Origin of the sequence: Rubrivirga sp., from assembly GCF_965213695.1 — a bacterium.
Taxonomy (GTDB): domain Bacteria; phylum Bacteroidota; class Rhodothermia; order Rhodothermales; family Rubricoccaceae; genus Rubrivirga.
This window is the reverse complement of the sequence record NZ_OZ243912.1, coordinates 3,934,700-3,947,785: the sequence shown is the minus strand read 5'-3', so window position 1 is coordinate 3,947,785 and position 13,086 is coordinate 3,934,700. Positions and strand designations below refer to the sequence as shown.

The 13,086-nt window shown below is 73.5% G+C and carries 12 protein-coding genes; 4 read left to right on the top strand and 8 right to left on the bottom strand.

Annotated features, from left to right (window positions below; translation table 11 throughout):
- Positions 1–248: 248 nt before the first annotated feature.
- Complete coding sequence (gene smc / locus ACOOHE_RS17435; protein ID WP_420455364.1) at positions 249–5,465, bottom strand: chromosome segregation protein SMC; 5,217 nt, start codon at positions 5,463–5,465, stop codon at positions 249–251.
- Positions 5,466–5,694: 229 nt separating this feature from the next.
- Positions 5,695–5,976, bottom strand: a complete 282-nt coding sequence (locus tag ACOOHE_RS17430; RefSeq protein ID WP_420455363.1) for a hypothetical protein — start codon at positions 5,974–5,976, stop codon at positions 5,695–5,697.
- 105 nt (positions 5,977–6,081) lie between these two features.
- Here ACOOHE_RS17430 and ACOOHE_RS17425 point away from each other — a divergent pair, with 105 nt between their 5' ends.
- Complete coding sequence (locus tag ACOOHE_RS17425; RefSeq protein WP_420455362.1) at positions 6,082–7,173, top strand: L,D-transpeptidase family protein; 1,092 nt, start codon at positions 6,082–6,084, stop codon at positions 7,171–7,173.
- Positions 7,174–7,186: 13 nt separating this feature from the next.
- Here the strand turns inward: ACOOHE_RS17425 and ACOOHE_RS17420 are convergent, their stop codons facing one another.
- The 3 genes from ACOOHE_RS17420 to ACOOHE_RS17410 are packed head-to-tail and all read right to left on the bottom strand — an operon-like array spanning position 7,187 to position 7,709.
- Entirely contained in the window at positions 7,187–7,441 is a 255-nt protein-coding gene (locus ACOOHE_RS17420; protein WP_420455361.1) for a DUF2442 domain-containing protein, read from the bottom strand.
- Entirely contained in the window at positions 7,441–7,599 is a 159-nt protein-coding gene (locus tag ACOOHE_RS17415; RefSeq protein WP_420455360.1) for a DUF4160 domain-containing protein, read from the bottom strand. Before ACOOHE_RS17415 ends, ACOOHE_RS17420 begins: the two co-directional genes overlap by 1 nt.
- Positions 7,575–7,709, bottom strand: coding sequence for a hypothetical protein (locus ACOOHE_RS17410; RefSeq protein WP_420455359.1), 135 nt, complete (start codon positions 7,707–7,709; stop codon positions 7,575–7,577). The genes ACOOHE_RS17415 and ACOOHE_RS17410 overlap by 25 nt, the downstream gene beginning before the upstream one ends.
- 314 nt (positions 7,710–8,023) lie before the next feature.
- Between ACOOHE_RS17410 and ACOOHE_RS17405 the strand changes: the two genes are divergently transcribed.
- Together ACOOHE_RS17405 and ACOOHE_RS17400 are read left to right on the top strand one after the other, a co-directional pair.
- Entirely contained in the window at positions 8,024–8,335 is a 312-nt protein-coding gene (locus ACOOHE_RS17405) for a hypothetical protein (protein ID WP_420455358.1), read from the top strand.
- A gap of 29 nt (positions 8,336–8,364) precedes the next feature.
- Positions 8,365–9,828, top strand: coding sequence for a DNA methyltransferase (locus ACOOHE_RS17400; protein WP_420455357.1), 1,464 nt, complete (start codon positions 8,365–8,367; stop codon positions 9,826–9,828).
- A gap of 298 nt (positions 9,829–10,126) precedes the next feature.
- Here the strand turns inward: ACOOHE_RS17400 and ACOOHE_RS17395 are convergent, their stop codons facing one another.
- Positions 10,127–10,567 (bottom strand): hypothetical protein, encoded by a 441-nt coding sequence (locus ACOOHE_RS17395; protein WP_420455356.1) that lies wholly within the window; start codon positions 10,565–10,567, stop codon positions 10,127–10,129.
- A 402-nt stretch (positions 10,568–10,969) separates the two neighbouring features.
- The gene (locus ACOOHE_RS17390; RefSeq protein WP_420455355.1) at positions 10,970–12,016 is read right to left on the bottom strand and encodes a succinylglutamate desuccinylase/aspartoacylase family protein; all 1,047 of its coding nucleotides are present in this window, start codon (positions 12,014–12,016) and stop codon (positions 10,970–10,972) included.
- A gap of 211 nt (positions 12,017–12,227) precedes the next feature.
- Here ACOOHE_RS17390 and ACOOHE_RS17385 point away from each other — a divergent pair, with 211 nt between their 5' ends.
- Positions 12,228–12,833: a hypothetical protein gene (locus ACOOHE_RS17385; RefSeq protein ID WP_420455354.1), complete on the top strand. Its 606-nt coding sequence runs from the start codon at positions 12,228–12,230 to the stop codon at positions 12,831–12,833.
- 57 nt (positions 12,834–12,890) lie between these two features.
- Here the strand turns inward: ACOOHE_RS17385 and ACOOHE_RS17380 are convergent, their stop codons facing one another.
- Positions 12,891–13,025 (bottom strand): hypothetical protein, encoded by a 135-nt coding sequence (locus ACOOHE_RS17380; RefSeq protein ID WP_420455353.1) that lies wholly within the window; start codon positions 13,023–13,025, stop codon positions 12,891–12,893.
- Positions 13,026–13,086 lie beyond the last annotated feature (61 nt).

Here is a 13,086-nt window from a genome sequence, read left to right as displayed (position 1 = left end):
GAGACTAGAGGATAGAGAGGGGAGGATAGAGAACCCAAGGTGCGGGGGTTACCGGCGTTGGTGCCACGAGACCGGGGACCGGGGACGGGCACGTCCGGCGGTCTTCCGTCTCCCGTCCTCCGTCCCCGACTCCCTGAAGGCGTAGGGCGCGACGTGGGGTAGAGAACGGACCTCGCGCCCGGCACCGAAGGGGCTCGAGGCTCCGCGCGCTCGGAGCCACTGCGACCGGGATGGGTCCGGGACGCCCTCTACCCTCCGCTCTCCACCGCCTCCGCCTCGTCGAACCGGACCCCGACGAGCCGGCTGACGCCCGGCGTCGGCATGGTCACGCCGTACATCCGGTCGGCCGCCTCCATCGTCAGCTTGTTGTGGGTGACGAGGATGAACTGGGTCGTGTCCGCGAACGAGCGGATGAGCCGCATGAACCGGCCCACGTTGGCGTCGTCGAGCGGGGCGTCAACCTCGTCCAGGATGCAGAACGGGGACGGCTTGACGAGGTAGATCGCGAACAGGAGCGCCGTCGCCGTCAGCGTCTTCTCGCCGCCCGAGAGCTGGGTGAGCGAGACGGGCCGCTTGCCCTTCGGCTGAGCCGTGATCGTGACCGGCGCTTCGAGCGCGTCGTCGCCGTCGAGCGCCACGTCGGCGGTGGCGTCGCCGCCGAAGAGGTCGGAAAAAATCTTCTGGAACGCCTGGCGGACCTGGCCGAACGTCTCGTCGAAGCGGGCGCGCGCGGTCTCGTTGATCTCGCGGATGGTCTCCAAGAGCGACGCCTCGGCGCTGGCCAAGTCGGCCCGCTGGTCCTGGAGGAAGGCGAGCCGCTCCTGCTCGGTCTCGTAGCTCTCGAGCGCGAGCGCGTTGACGGCCCCGAGCGCACGGATCTTCTGGCGGAGATCGGGGACCTGGACGCGGGCCGTGTCGGGCTGGAACAGCTCCTCGGCCTGGAGCCGGTCGAGCTCGGCCGACGCTTCGTCGAGGTCGGCGCCGTGCTCCTCATCGAGCCGCTCCAGCGTCGTCTCCTGACGCGTGGCGACCTCGGCGAGCCGGCGCTCGGCGTCGGCGCGGGCGGTCGCGGCGGCCTCGCGCGCGTGGCGGACCTCGCGCAGGCCGTGCTCGGCGTCGGCGATGCGGGCGCGGCCCTGGAGGACGGCCGTCTCGGCGTCCGACGCCGTCGTCTGGAGCGCGTCGGTCCGGCGGCGCTCGGCGTCGAGCCGCTCGGTCACGGTCTCGGCGGTGCCGACGGCCTGGGCGATCTCGGCCTGGAGCCGCTCGGCCTCGGCGTCGCGGTCGGCCTGGCGGCGGGCGATGTCGTCGAGCGTGCGGGCGGCGCGGTCGCGGTCGTCGCGCGCGGCCTGGACCGCGGACTGGGCGCGGGCGTGTGCGAGGCGGGCGTCGCTCCACGCCGTCTCGGCGGCCTGGCGCTGGGCGGTGGCGGCTTCGTGCGCCGCGTCGGCCGTCGCCTGCCGTGCCTGGGCGTCGGAGGCCTCGGTCTGGCGCGCGGCGACCTCGTCGTCGAGCGCGTCGGTGTCCGGGAGCGCGTCGATCTGCTGGCGGATCTCGTCGGCGCGGGCGGCGAGCCGGGCGAGCTGGGACGCGCGGGCGGCAGCCTGGGCGTCGGCGCGCGTGGCGGCGTCGCGGGCGGCGTCGCGAGCCTCGCGGGCGGCGTCCCGGGCGGCCTCGGCGGCGCGGCGGTCCTGCTCGGCCGCGTCGCGGTCGGCGCGGGCGGACTCGGCGCGGGCCTCGGCCGCGTCGCGAGCCTGCTCAGCCGCCGCCAGCGCGTCGGCCGCCTCCGCCTGCCGCTCTCGCACGCCGAGCCGGCCGGCCTGGGCCGACGGCGTCGCCGAGCCGCCGTGGACGGCCGGGCCCGCATTCGCCCAGGCGCCCTCGCGCGTGACGAACCGGGCGGCGGGGGCGACGTCGCGCAGCGCCCGGGCCTCCGCGAGCGAGCCGACGACGAACGTGTTACCCAGCAGCGCCTGCAACAGTGGGCGGAACCGGGCGTCGGCCCGAGCCAGGTCGAGCGCCGGCGTCGTGCCCGGCGGCGCCGGCGACCGCTCGGACGGCGGGCCGACGCGCGAGAGCACCAAAAACGTGGCCCGCCCGCGCTCGGCGGCACGCAACCGGCCGATGGCCGCGTCGGCGGCGTCCTCGTCGGGGACGACGAGCGCTTGTGCCCACACGCCGAGCGCCGCGTCGAGCGCCAACCGGTCGCCCTCGGCCGCGCCGACGACCTCGGCCAACGGTGGCGCGTCGACGTCGGGGTGAGCGGCGAGGAACGCGACGGCGCCGTCGCCCTCGGGCCCGGCGTCGACGAGCGCTTGCAGCAGGTCGGCTTGGGCGCGGGCGGCGCTGACGGCGGCGCGGGCGCGCTGGCGGTCGGCGTCGGTGGCCTCGAAGGCGTCGCGGGCGGCGTCGCGCTCGTCGACGGCCGTGTCGAGCGCCTGGGCCGCGTCGGCGAGCGTAGCCTCGGCGGCGTCGAGGCGGTCGCGGTCGGGCTGGGTCTGGGGCGTGGCCGCCAGCGCCGCCCGCTCGGCCTCGACGCGCTCGGCCTCGGCCGTGAGCAGGGCGTGTCGGTCGCGGGCGCGCTCGACGGCCCGCTCGGCGTCGCGGAGCGCGGCCGTCGCCTCGGCCGCCGTCGCCCGGGCCGACTGCGCCGCCTGACGCGCCGCCTCGGCCGCGTCTCGCGCTTCGACACGCGCGCCCTCGGCCACCGCCAGCGCCGCGTCGCGCTCAGCGAGGGTGGCCTCGGCCGTCTCGATCCGCCCGCCCGCCGCCGCTTCGTCTCGCCGCGCGTCCTCGGCTCGGGCCTCGTCCGCGTCGCGCTCGCGGGCGATCCGGTCGAGCGCCCGCCGCCCGGCCGACTGGCGCTCGTCGCCCAGGCGGATCTCGGCCTCCAGCGTTTGGACGGTCTCGGCGTGCGCTCGGAGCGCGCGGGCGGCGGCGCCCATGTCCTGTTCGAGCCCGACGAGCGCCGCGCGGGCCTCTTCGATCTGGGCCTCGCCCGTCGCGACCTGCGCGCCGAGCCCCTCGGCCTCGGTCCCGCGGTCCCGCGCGGTCGCTTCGAGCGCCTCGCGCTCGGCCTGGAGCCGCTCGACGTCGTGCGCCGCGAGGGCCAGCTCGAGCCGGCGGAGCCGGGTCGCCAGCCGCTCGTGGCGGGCCGCCTTCTGGGCCTGGCGCGAGAGCGAGCGGACCTGCTTGTCGACCTCCTCGATAATGTCGTCCAACCGCGTGAGGTCGCTCTGGGTGGCGTCGAGCCGCTTGAGGGCCTGGGCCCGCCGCCGCTTGTACTTCGTCACGCCGGCCGCTTCCTCGAACAGCCGCCGCCGGTCGTCGGCCTGCTCGGACAGGATGTCCTCGACCATCGACAGCTCGATGACCGAGTAGGCCCCGGCGCCCATCCCGGTGTCCATGAAGAGGTCGAGCACGTCGCGCAGCCGGCAGACGGTCCCGTTCAGGAGGTACTCCGAGTCGCCGTTGCGGTAGAGCCGCCGCGTGACGGTCACCTCGGAGTACTCCGTCGGCAGGACGCCCCTCGTGTTCTCGACCGTCAGCGAGACCTCGGCCAGCCCCAGCGGCTTCGTCCCGGCCGACCCGTTGAAGAGGACGCCGGCCATCGACTCGCTCCTGAGCAGCCGCGACCGCTGCTCGCCGAGCACCCAGCGGACGGCGTCGATCACGTTGCTGTTGTGGACCACGACCTCGCCCGCGACGAAGTTGTGCGTGCCCGGGACGCAGAGGTCGTAGACCCAGGGGTCCGTCGGCGCTTCGGGCTCGACCGAGGCCACGGTGTCCCAGTACACGTCCGAGTCGGCGAGCGTCTGGAGGCGGGCGACGAGCGGTCGTGCGCGCGCGGCCTCTGGGGCGCCGGTCAGGTGGCCCACCATCTCGCGGAGCCCGTCCCGGCTGGCGTCGCTCCGGCCTTCGACGGTCGCCATCAGGCGGGGCCACCGGTGACGCTCGGCGTTCACGGGGAGATCGCTCGACCGGGTCGCCGAGCGGACCAGGCCGCGGAGGCCGGGGACAGTGTCGTGGTTGGTGTTGGCCCGGACGGTCCCGACCGCACGCAGCCCGTCCAGAGCGTCTTGCTTCCGGCCCACGAACGCCAGCCGGTCGGCCAAGCGGAGCAGGTCGTCGTGCCCGTAGACGTACACGCTCCACGACGGCCGGGGCGCCTGGGCGACGGTGTTCGTCGCCCGCTTCGCCTTGGCCCGCAGCGTGGACCACACGCCGAGGCGGAGCAGCAAGGCCACGACGCCCCGCGCGAGATCCTCGCTGGCCGTGGCGTATTCGAGGTAGCGAACCGTCTGCCCATTCGGACGCCGCCCGCTCACGTACCCGTCGCCCTCGAAGAGGCCGGACAGGAAGGCCCACTGGACGTCCGGCGGCGCGGCGTACAGGGCGTCCGGGACCCGCTTCCGCGCCGAGCCGACCGCCCGTTGGCCGAGCAGCCGGTCGAGCCAGAGGCACAGGAGCCGGGACGAGACGACAAGGTCTTCGCAGCCCGGCGTGTATGTGCGTCGCGTGACGTGGAGGCCGAGCCGCTCGGCGGTCCCGGCGAAGGCGTCGCACACGGCCGGGTCGCTGTTGACGAACCGGGCCTGGTCGTTTTGGGTGAGGTGCCCCTCGGCGATGAACAGGCCGAGCCACCGGGCGAGGTCGGCGTCGAGCGCGCGGGGGAGCGTGAACCGGCCGCCCCGGCGGGACTGCACCTCACGGGGCCACGGGGGCGGCGCGGAGGCGGCGTCTCCCAGCCGGACGAGGGAGGCGGCGTTGAGGGCTTGGCCACGCCGGAACGACGAGAGCGTACGCGCCGGGACGCCAGCGGCCCGCTCCCAGGCCGCGTCGGACGGGAAGTGCGCGCGGGCTCGGTCGGCCCACGCCACCAGGCGAGGCGAGGGGCCGAGGTAGACGCGGTCGTCGGTGTCGAGGGCGCGGAAGAACCGCTCGGGCGACAGGTCGAGCGGCGGCGGCGGGTCGAGCGGCGCCGTCTGGCGGGGCAGGGCGATCCGGGTGCCCGGTCGGAGCTCGTCGGCGCGGAGGGCGCGGAGCCGCCCGTCGGCCAGCGTAAAGAGGGGGTGGTAGGGCGTCGCGACCACCTCCCGCCCCGCCCGCGTCCGGACGCGGAGCAGCGACGCCGGGGCCGTCCGCTTCACGAACGCACCCACCGGCCGCGCTTCCAGACGGAGCGTCTCCGGGTCGAGGGTCAACACGCGGACGCCGTGCGGGTTGTCGAGCGTCTGCGTCCCGTCGTCGAGGACCTCGGGCGCGGCGCTCCCCGCCAGCGCGTCGTCGACGAGCTGGCGGATGGGGACCTGCCGTCCGTCCGCGAGCGTGACCGGCGTCTCGCCGACGACGCACTTCCCGCACCCGTTCGGGCCGACGATGGCCGTGACGCCCGGGGAGAAGTCGACGGACGTCTTCTGGGCGAAACTCTTGAAGCCGTGGAGGTCGAGCCGACTGAGGTACACGCGGGGCCGAGGGGCGGAGCGCGAAGATACCGTCGGCGCCCTCCGGCTCTGGCGTCGGCCCCCGCCCCGAGGGGGGGCGCGGGGTCCCACCACGGCCCCCACGCCCCTGCTGCTGCGCGACCGTTCGCACAGCGGCGTCCCTCGCCGGCTCCTACGAGCGAGGTCCGGGTTCGTGTCAGGGGGCCGCCGTTTTCACACGCCGCCCCATGTTCGTGGCGAGGGAGCGCCGTCAGTCGTCGCGGGCCGTGGTCGGGTCCTCGTCGACGGCCTCGTCGCGGTCCTCGACGCGGGGGCTCGACTTGAGGTCGTCGTCCAGCATCCGGCCGACGTAGGCGTTGCCGGCCTCGGCGACGCGGGCGCCGTCCTCGACCTCCGTCGCCGCGGGGGCCGCGTCGCGGTCGGGCTCGATGGCGTCGTCGTCCTGGTCGGCCTCGGGCTTGCGGGCGTCGGTGGGCTGGCTGTCGGAGGCGACGTAGCGGTGACTGTCGGGCGTGGACTGGTCCGGGTGCATGGCGGAAGGGGAAGGGGCCCGGGTGAACCCGCTCGCCTCGCCGCGGTTGCCGACGCGAGCGCGGACGGCCCGTACGTTGGGGGCCTCCCCCCCGAGCGTCCCCCCATGGCTCGCCAGATCGCCCTCGTCCTTCTCGTCGTGGCCGCCGCCTCGGCCCATGCCACCCCGCCGGACCCACCGGCGCGGCTCTCGGCCGCCCTCGACCGCTACCGCGCCATCGCCCACGCGGGCGGCTGGGCGTCGGTCCCCGACGGCCCGCTCGTCCATGCCGGCCAGGCCGACGCCGCCCAGGTCCCGGCGCTCCGCCAGCGCCTGCGCGCCGAGGGCGCCTTGGGCGACGCCGCGCCGGCGGGCGACACGCTCGACCCAGCGCTCGCGGCGGCCCTCGCCCGCACGCAGGCCCGCCTCGGCCTCGACGCCGACGGCATCCTGGGCCCGAAGACGCGGGCCGCGCTCAACGTGCCGGCGGCCGAGCGCGCCCGCCAGGTCGCGACGGCGCTCGACCGGGTCGCCAACCTCGACCTCCCCCGTGACGGCCGGTGGGTCTTGGTCAACGTGCCCGAGTACCGCGTCCGCGGGTTCGACGCCGGCCGCGAGACGATCACGATGAAGGCCGTCGTGGGCGCCGACGCCGACGGGTGGCGGACGCCGCTCTTCCGCGATGAGATCGAGTACGTCGTCTTCCGCCCCTTCTGGAACGTGCCGACCTCGATCGCCGTCGCCGAGCTGGCGCCCCAAGGCCCGGAGGCGCTGGCGGCCGACGGGTTCGAGCTCGTCCGCAGCTTCTCGCCCGACGCCGAGGTCCACCCAATGACGGCCGAGAACCTCCAGCGCCTGGTCGACGGCCACCTCCTGATCCGCCAGGCCGCCGGGCCGGCGAACGCGCTCGGCCTGCTCAAGGTGATGTTCCCCAACGCCCACAACGTCTACCTCCACGACACGCCCGTCAAAGGCCACTTCGCGCGCGACGAGCGGGCCCTCAGCCACGGCTGCGTCCGCCTGGAGCGGCCGGCCACGATGGGCGCCTGGCTGTTGGGCTGGCCCGAGGCCGAGGTCCAGGCGGCGATGGACGGCGGCGGCTACCAGCAGGTGGATCTCGCGGCCCGCGTCCCCGTCGTGATCGCCTACCTCCCCGCGTGGGCCGGCGACGACGGCGCGGTCTGGTTCGCTGGCGACCCCTATGGGCTGTTGGGGTAGGAACGGGCCGCCGTCACGCGGCGTGGTCGGCGGGCGCCGTCCCACGGGCGTAGACCGTGCCGGGGTCGAAGTCGTGCCCGTCGGGCCACACGACCGTCCCGGCCTCGACGCGGACCTGGGCGAAGTACGCCGGGTCGGCGAGCCGCTGGAAGAAGGGGCTCCGCAAGTACGGCCGGACGTCGAACCGGCGCTCCTCACCCGTTGCGAACCGAACGTGGAGGACGCCCTCGGAGACGGGCCGGGCCGCGACGACGGTGTGGAGGGCCATCAGCGGAGCGGGTCGATCTTGAAGACGGGCTCGCCGGCGACGGCCAGCGCCCAGTTGGCTTCGAGCTCTTCGGCGTGGATCTCCATCCAGGCCTGCGCCAGCTTCAGCTTGCGCCGGGGGAGCTCCCCGTCGATCACCTCGCCGTCGGGGACCCGCAAACGGCCTCTTCCCCCTGGTACTTGACGCGGACGTGCAGTTCGTGGTGCTGGCCCTCGTCGAAGAAGTACGGGTATACGACGAGTCCGTAGAAGAACGAGATCGCGGGCATGGAGCCGTCGGGCGGGCGCGGGAGCTCTACGGACGACGACGGCGCGGTCTGGTTCGCCAGCGACCCCGTGCAAGGCGAGCGCGTTCTCATCCAGTGTGTCATCCTGAGCCTGCGAAGGATCTCGGCACGATCCCCAAGCCCATCCTCACGTTCCCTACGGCTCCGTCACCGCGTTGAGATCCGCTCTGCTCAGGATGACAAGAAAGTGCGGAGCGGTGGACTCAGGAGAATGCGCTCGCCCTGGCAACCCGTACGGGCTGCTGGGGTGACGACCTTGCGCGGAGCAACCTTCCCGGCTCTCCGGCCAATCCCCCATGTCCAGCCCCGACTACCGCTTGGTTGGCAAGCGCGTCCGCGTCCACCTCTACACTCGGGAGGGGCAGATCCTCGGCGCCATCGAGGGGCGCGTGGCCGACGTGTCGCCCGGTGTGACGGTCGGGCAGGACGCCGCCGGGCGCGACATCGTCAAGGACCTGGTCTACGTCGTCGACATCGTGCCAGGGCGGGGGCCGGATGGCGAGGCGGTGCCCTACAAAAACTCGGCGGGGGCCGAGGGCGAGGGGTGGTTCGCCGTCCAGGACGTGACGGTCATCGAGGGCGACGGGCCGCCGGTGTTCGCCAACTGAGGTGCGCCGAGCGCCGGTACCTTCCGCAAATGGCCTACGTCACCCAGGATCGAGCCGGCACGGAGCTGAACCGGCCGTACGTCGAAGACCTCCCCATCCACGAGTGGTACCGGTTCGTCCTGTCGTACCCGCCCCACCTCGTCCGCGACTACCTCGCTCGGTTCGAGGTGGGGGAGGGGCAGACGGTGTTGGACCCGTACTGCGGGACGGGCACGACCGTCGTCGAGTGCAAAAAGCGCGGGGTCGAGAGCGTGGGGATCGAGCCGAACCCCGTCGTCCACATGGCCGCGTCGGTCAAGACGGACTGGGACGTCGACCCGGACACGCTGGCGGCCGACGCCGAGCGGATCGCGGGCGCGGCGTCCGACCGTCTCCGACAAGCGAACGGGGACCTGCGAACGCTGGGGCCGGAGCAGCAGCGCCTGCTCATCAAGAACTCGATCAGCCCGGCGCCCCTCCACAAGGCGCTCGTCTTGCGCGACGCGATCCAGGAGGTCGCCCGGCCGCGCCTCCGCCGTCATCACGAACTGGCACTCGCGAAGCAGCTCGTGTTCTCGTACAGCAACCTCCGATTCGGGCCGGAGGTCGGCGTCAGCCGGAAGAAGGAGGTCGGCGTCAGCCGGAAGAAGAAGGACGACGCCGACGTGGTCCCGCTGTGGCTCGACGCCGTCCGCGGCATGGCCGACGACCTGCGCGGCGTCGATCGCCCCGGCGCTCGGTCCCGAGTCCTCCGCGGCGACGCCCGGTACGCCTGCGGTCTCTTGGAGCCGGCGTCCATCGACGCCGTGATCGACTCGCCGCCGTACCCCAACGAGAAGGACTACACGCGGACGACCCGGCTCGAGTCGGTCGTCCTCGGCTTCCTCTCCGACCGCGCCGACCTCCGCCAGATGAAAGACGACCTGATGCGGTCGAACACGCGGAACGTCTACAAGGGGGACTCGGACGGAGAGTGGGTCGCCGAGAACGACCGGGTGATGGACCTGGCGGACCGGATCGAGGCGCGGCGGTTGGAGCTGGGCAAGACGTCGGGGTTCGAGAAGCTCTACCACAAGGTGGTCCGCAACTACTTCGGCGGGATGGCCCGGCACCTCGCCAGCCTCCGCCCCGCGCTGAAGCCGGGCGCGCGGCTGGCGTACGTCGTCGGCGACCAGGCCTCGTTCTTTCGCATCCTATCCGGACCGGCCAGATCTTGGGCGAGATCGGGGAGGGACTTGGGTACCGACTCGACGGGCTCGACCTGTTCCGCGAGCGAGTCTCGACCGTCACCGGCGACATGCTCCGCGAGGAGGCCGTCGTGTTTACGTGGGAGGGCTGACGGTGGCGAACCGGTACACCCGTCTCATCGAGCACATCTTCGCCTGATTTGTCATCCTGAGCCTGCGAAGGATCTCGACTCGGGCTCCCAGGACTCCAGCGCCGGTCCTGGAAGCCTGGAGGTCCGGCGTCGAGATCCTTCACGTGCGTTCAGGATGACAAGGAGGAGGGGTTGAGATGAGAATGGAGCCGAGGTTGCGATAGCCCTGGCGTCACGTGCTACTCGCTCCAGAACCACCTCCGCACGGCCGTCAGAGGGATCGGGCAGGTCGAGACCGACGAGATCTACATCGGCGTGGACAAGCGCGGGGCGCACTACGTCTTTCCCGTCCAAGCGAAAGGTGGGTCAGATGAGATCGGCGTCGTCCAGATCGAGCAGGACCTCGCGGGGCCACCTCGGATACCCAATCCGCTCGCCCGGCCTGTCACCCCGCCTCCACGGGCGCCCCGGCCGAACCGCCGAGGCGCGACCGGTTAAGACGCTGCCGTCCGGAACGTCCGCGTCTGCTCGGCCCGGCACGTCGCGACCGTCCCTGGGATCAGCAGCGCCCGGCTCACGACCAGGAGCCGCGTATCGGCGCTGCACGTCTCGCCGGCCGGGTCCAGCGTCAGCACGCCCCGCTCGACGCGGTACGCGAGCGATTCGTCGACCGCGTCGTGGTCGGCCGTTCGCGGAAGCTGGAGCCGGACCCGTCCGTCGGCCGCCGACCACTGGCCCTCGCGGACGTCGAGGCCGCCGGTGAAGCCGGGCTCGGTCACCCGGAGCTGGCCCCCCCGCTCGAACGTGTACCGCTGCTCGGGCACGGGCGGCCCGAACGTCTCCCGGGACACGACGGCCTCGACGCCGGTGCCGAGCGGCGTCGAGGCCAACGTGAGTTCGCCGCTGACCTCGACGGACCGACCCGAGTGCTCCACCTGCTCAGAAGGCTCCCCGTCTGATACCGAATCCGTTTGGGTGGGGGAGTTGTGGGAGGAGAGTGCTTCGCCCAAGTCGCCACACACCCGGGCGCCCCACTCCCCCGGGCTCCGGACGGGGACGAACCAACAGGGCTCGGTATGATACCAGATCCGGCTGCTCTCTAAGCCCTTGAGCCATCCCCGCGTAGGCGGGGATCCAGTCGAGCCGAGCACCATCGGAGCCGGAAGCCCCGAGTCTCGCCTACGAGGGAATCACGGGATTGGGGGGGGTGAGAGTCGATCCGAGGCAAAGCTCCCGGACTTGGCATGAGTCGTCGGGTCGGGCACGGTCGCCCCCAGGCCGCTCGCGCTGTGGTGTCGGATGGGTCGCCGCGTCTTTGCCCCCGCACTCCGCGAAGGTCAGTGGTCGGCGTCGACGGGCTCGCGCCAGGCCGAGAGCCGGTCGTCGAAGGTCGCCAGCCGGGCCTCCGCCGTCGTCGGCTCGTCGAGCCGGGCGACGTGGAACAGCGCCTCACCCTCGTAGACAAGGGGGAGCTGGGTCTTGCCGATCAGCAGGCCCGAGTCGCGCGACACAACGGGCGTCGAGGCGTCGCCGAGCGGGGCCGTCAGCGTGCCGACCGGCTCGCCGGCCTCGACCAGGTCGCCGATGTCGCGCGTGAGCCGGAGCGTTCCGCTCTCCTCGGCCCGGGTCCACCCGCTGCTCCGCGCGACGAGCGGCTCGACGACGTGCGGCGGGGTCGTCTTGGGCAGCATCCCCAGGCTCCGCATCACCGACACGACGCCGCGGAGCCCGATCTTGACAGCGCGCTCGTCGAGGCGGAGCGCCTCGCCGGCCTCATAAAGCAGGACCGGGACGCCTCGTTCCAACACGGTCTGGCGGAGCGAGCCGTCGCGGAGGTTGGCGTGGAGGATGAGCGGGACCCGGAACCGCCGCGCCAGCGCGACCGACTCGGGCCGGTCCAGCGACACGCGGACGTGCGGGAGGTTCGTCCGGTCGATGGCGCCCGTGTGGAGGTCAATCCCGTGCGTGGCCTTCGCGACGACCTCCTCCATGAACAGGTGGGCCAGGCGGCTGGCCATCGACCCGGTCGGCGAGCCGGGGAACGAGCGGTTGAGGTCGCGCCGGTCCGGGAGGTACCGCGACCGGGCCGTGTACCCGTACACGTTGACGACGGGGACGGCCAGGAGCGTCCCCCGGAGGTGGCGGAGCAGCCGGAGCCCCAGCAGCCGCCGGACGATCTCGACGCCCAGGATCTCGTCGCCGTGGATGGCGGCCGAGACGAACAGCCGCGGCCCGTCGCGCGTCCCCCGGACCACGTGGACGGGCATCGACATGGCCGCCAGCGTGTACAGCGGCGCAATCGGCAGGCGGACCGTCGCCCGGGTCCCGCGCGGGATCTCGGTGCCGCCGACGACGAGGGGCTCGGGGAGGGGAGGCGTGTCCATGCTAGGGAGTACCGTGGTGCGCACCCGCGGGTCCGCCCGCCGCAATGCCAAATCCGGGTGGAGTGTGGGGGTCGGGGGGGGAAGGAGGCCGCATTCCACGTCCACACGGGCTCCCCACGCCCTCCAGTCCCGATCCGCGACAGATCAACCGGAGGTGGCATGACAGGGGAACGTCCGAGATCGGGTATTGGGGGCGCCCCCTCCTTCCGACATGTCCCGTCACCTCGCCTTCGCCCTCGTCCTTCTCCTCTCCGGCTGCGCCCAGATCGAGCAGTCCGCCCGTGACGCCCTCGACGACGCCCGCCCGACCACCTACGAAACCTCGCAGGGCGAGTCGGTCCGCTTCGCGCTCGGCGCCGTCGCCTTCGGGGATCGTGTCGCCCGGTTCGCGCCGACGGTCTCGCTGGCCCCGGCCTACTCCGACCCGAGCCAGGCCGTCGGCGCGCCGGACTACGGCACGGACCGATGCCGCTCCGGCGACGAGTGCTACCTCACGCTGACGAGCGGCGGCACGGTCGTCGTCGAGTTCACCAACAACACCCTCTTCGATGGGCCCGGCGACGACATCGCCATCTTCGAGATCGGGCCCGACATCGAGGCCACGACGGTCGAGATCTCCGTCGACGGCCGCGACTACCTCCCGCTCGGACGGGTCGAGGGGGCGTCGGCGCTGCTTGACATCGCCGGGCGCGGCATGCCGGGCGCGCAGTATCGGTTCGTGCGGCTCACTGACGACCCTGGGCAGGGCGACAGCGGCGGCTCGACGCCCGGCGCGGACCTCGACGCGGTCGGCGCGATCCACGCCGAGCGGCGCTGAGAGAGACGCGGGCCGGCTCCCTCCCCGACGCGACCCGTCGGGGAGAGGGCGAGACGGCTACGCCTCGCCGGCGGGCGCCATCGGCACGTCCGCGTCGACGGGCCCGTCGCCAGCGGCGACCGTCTCGGGGAGCGGCTCGCCAGCCGGGACTGTCTCCAACGTCACGCCCCCGCCCGGGGCCGCGTCGATCACGACCGCGTCGCTGGACTGGGCCGCTCGGATCCTCTGCCGAGTGGACCGGCCGTCTGGGTCA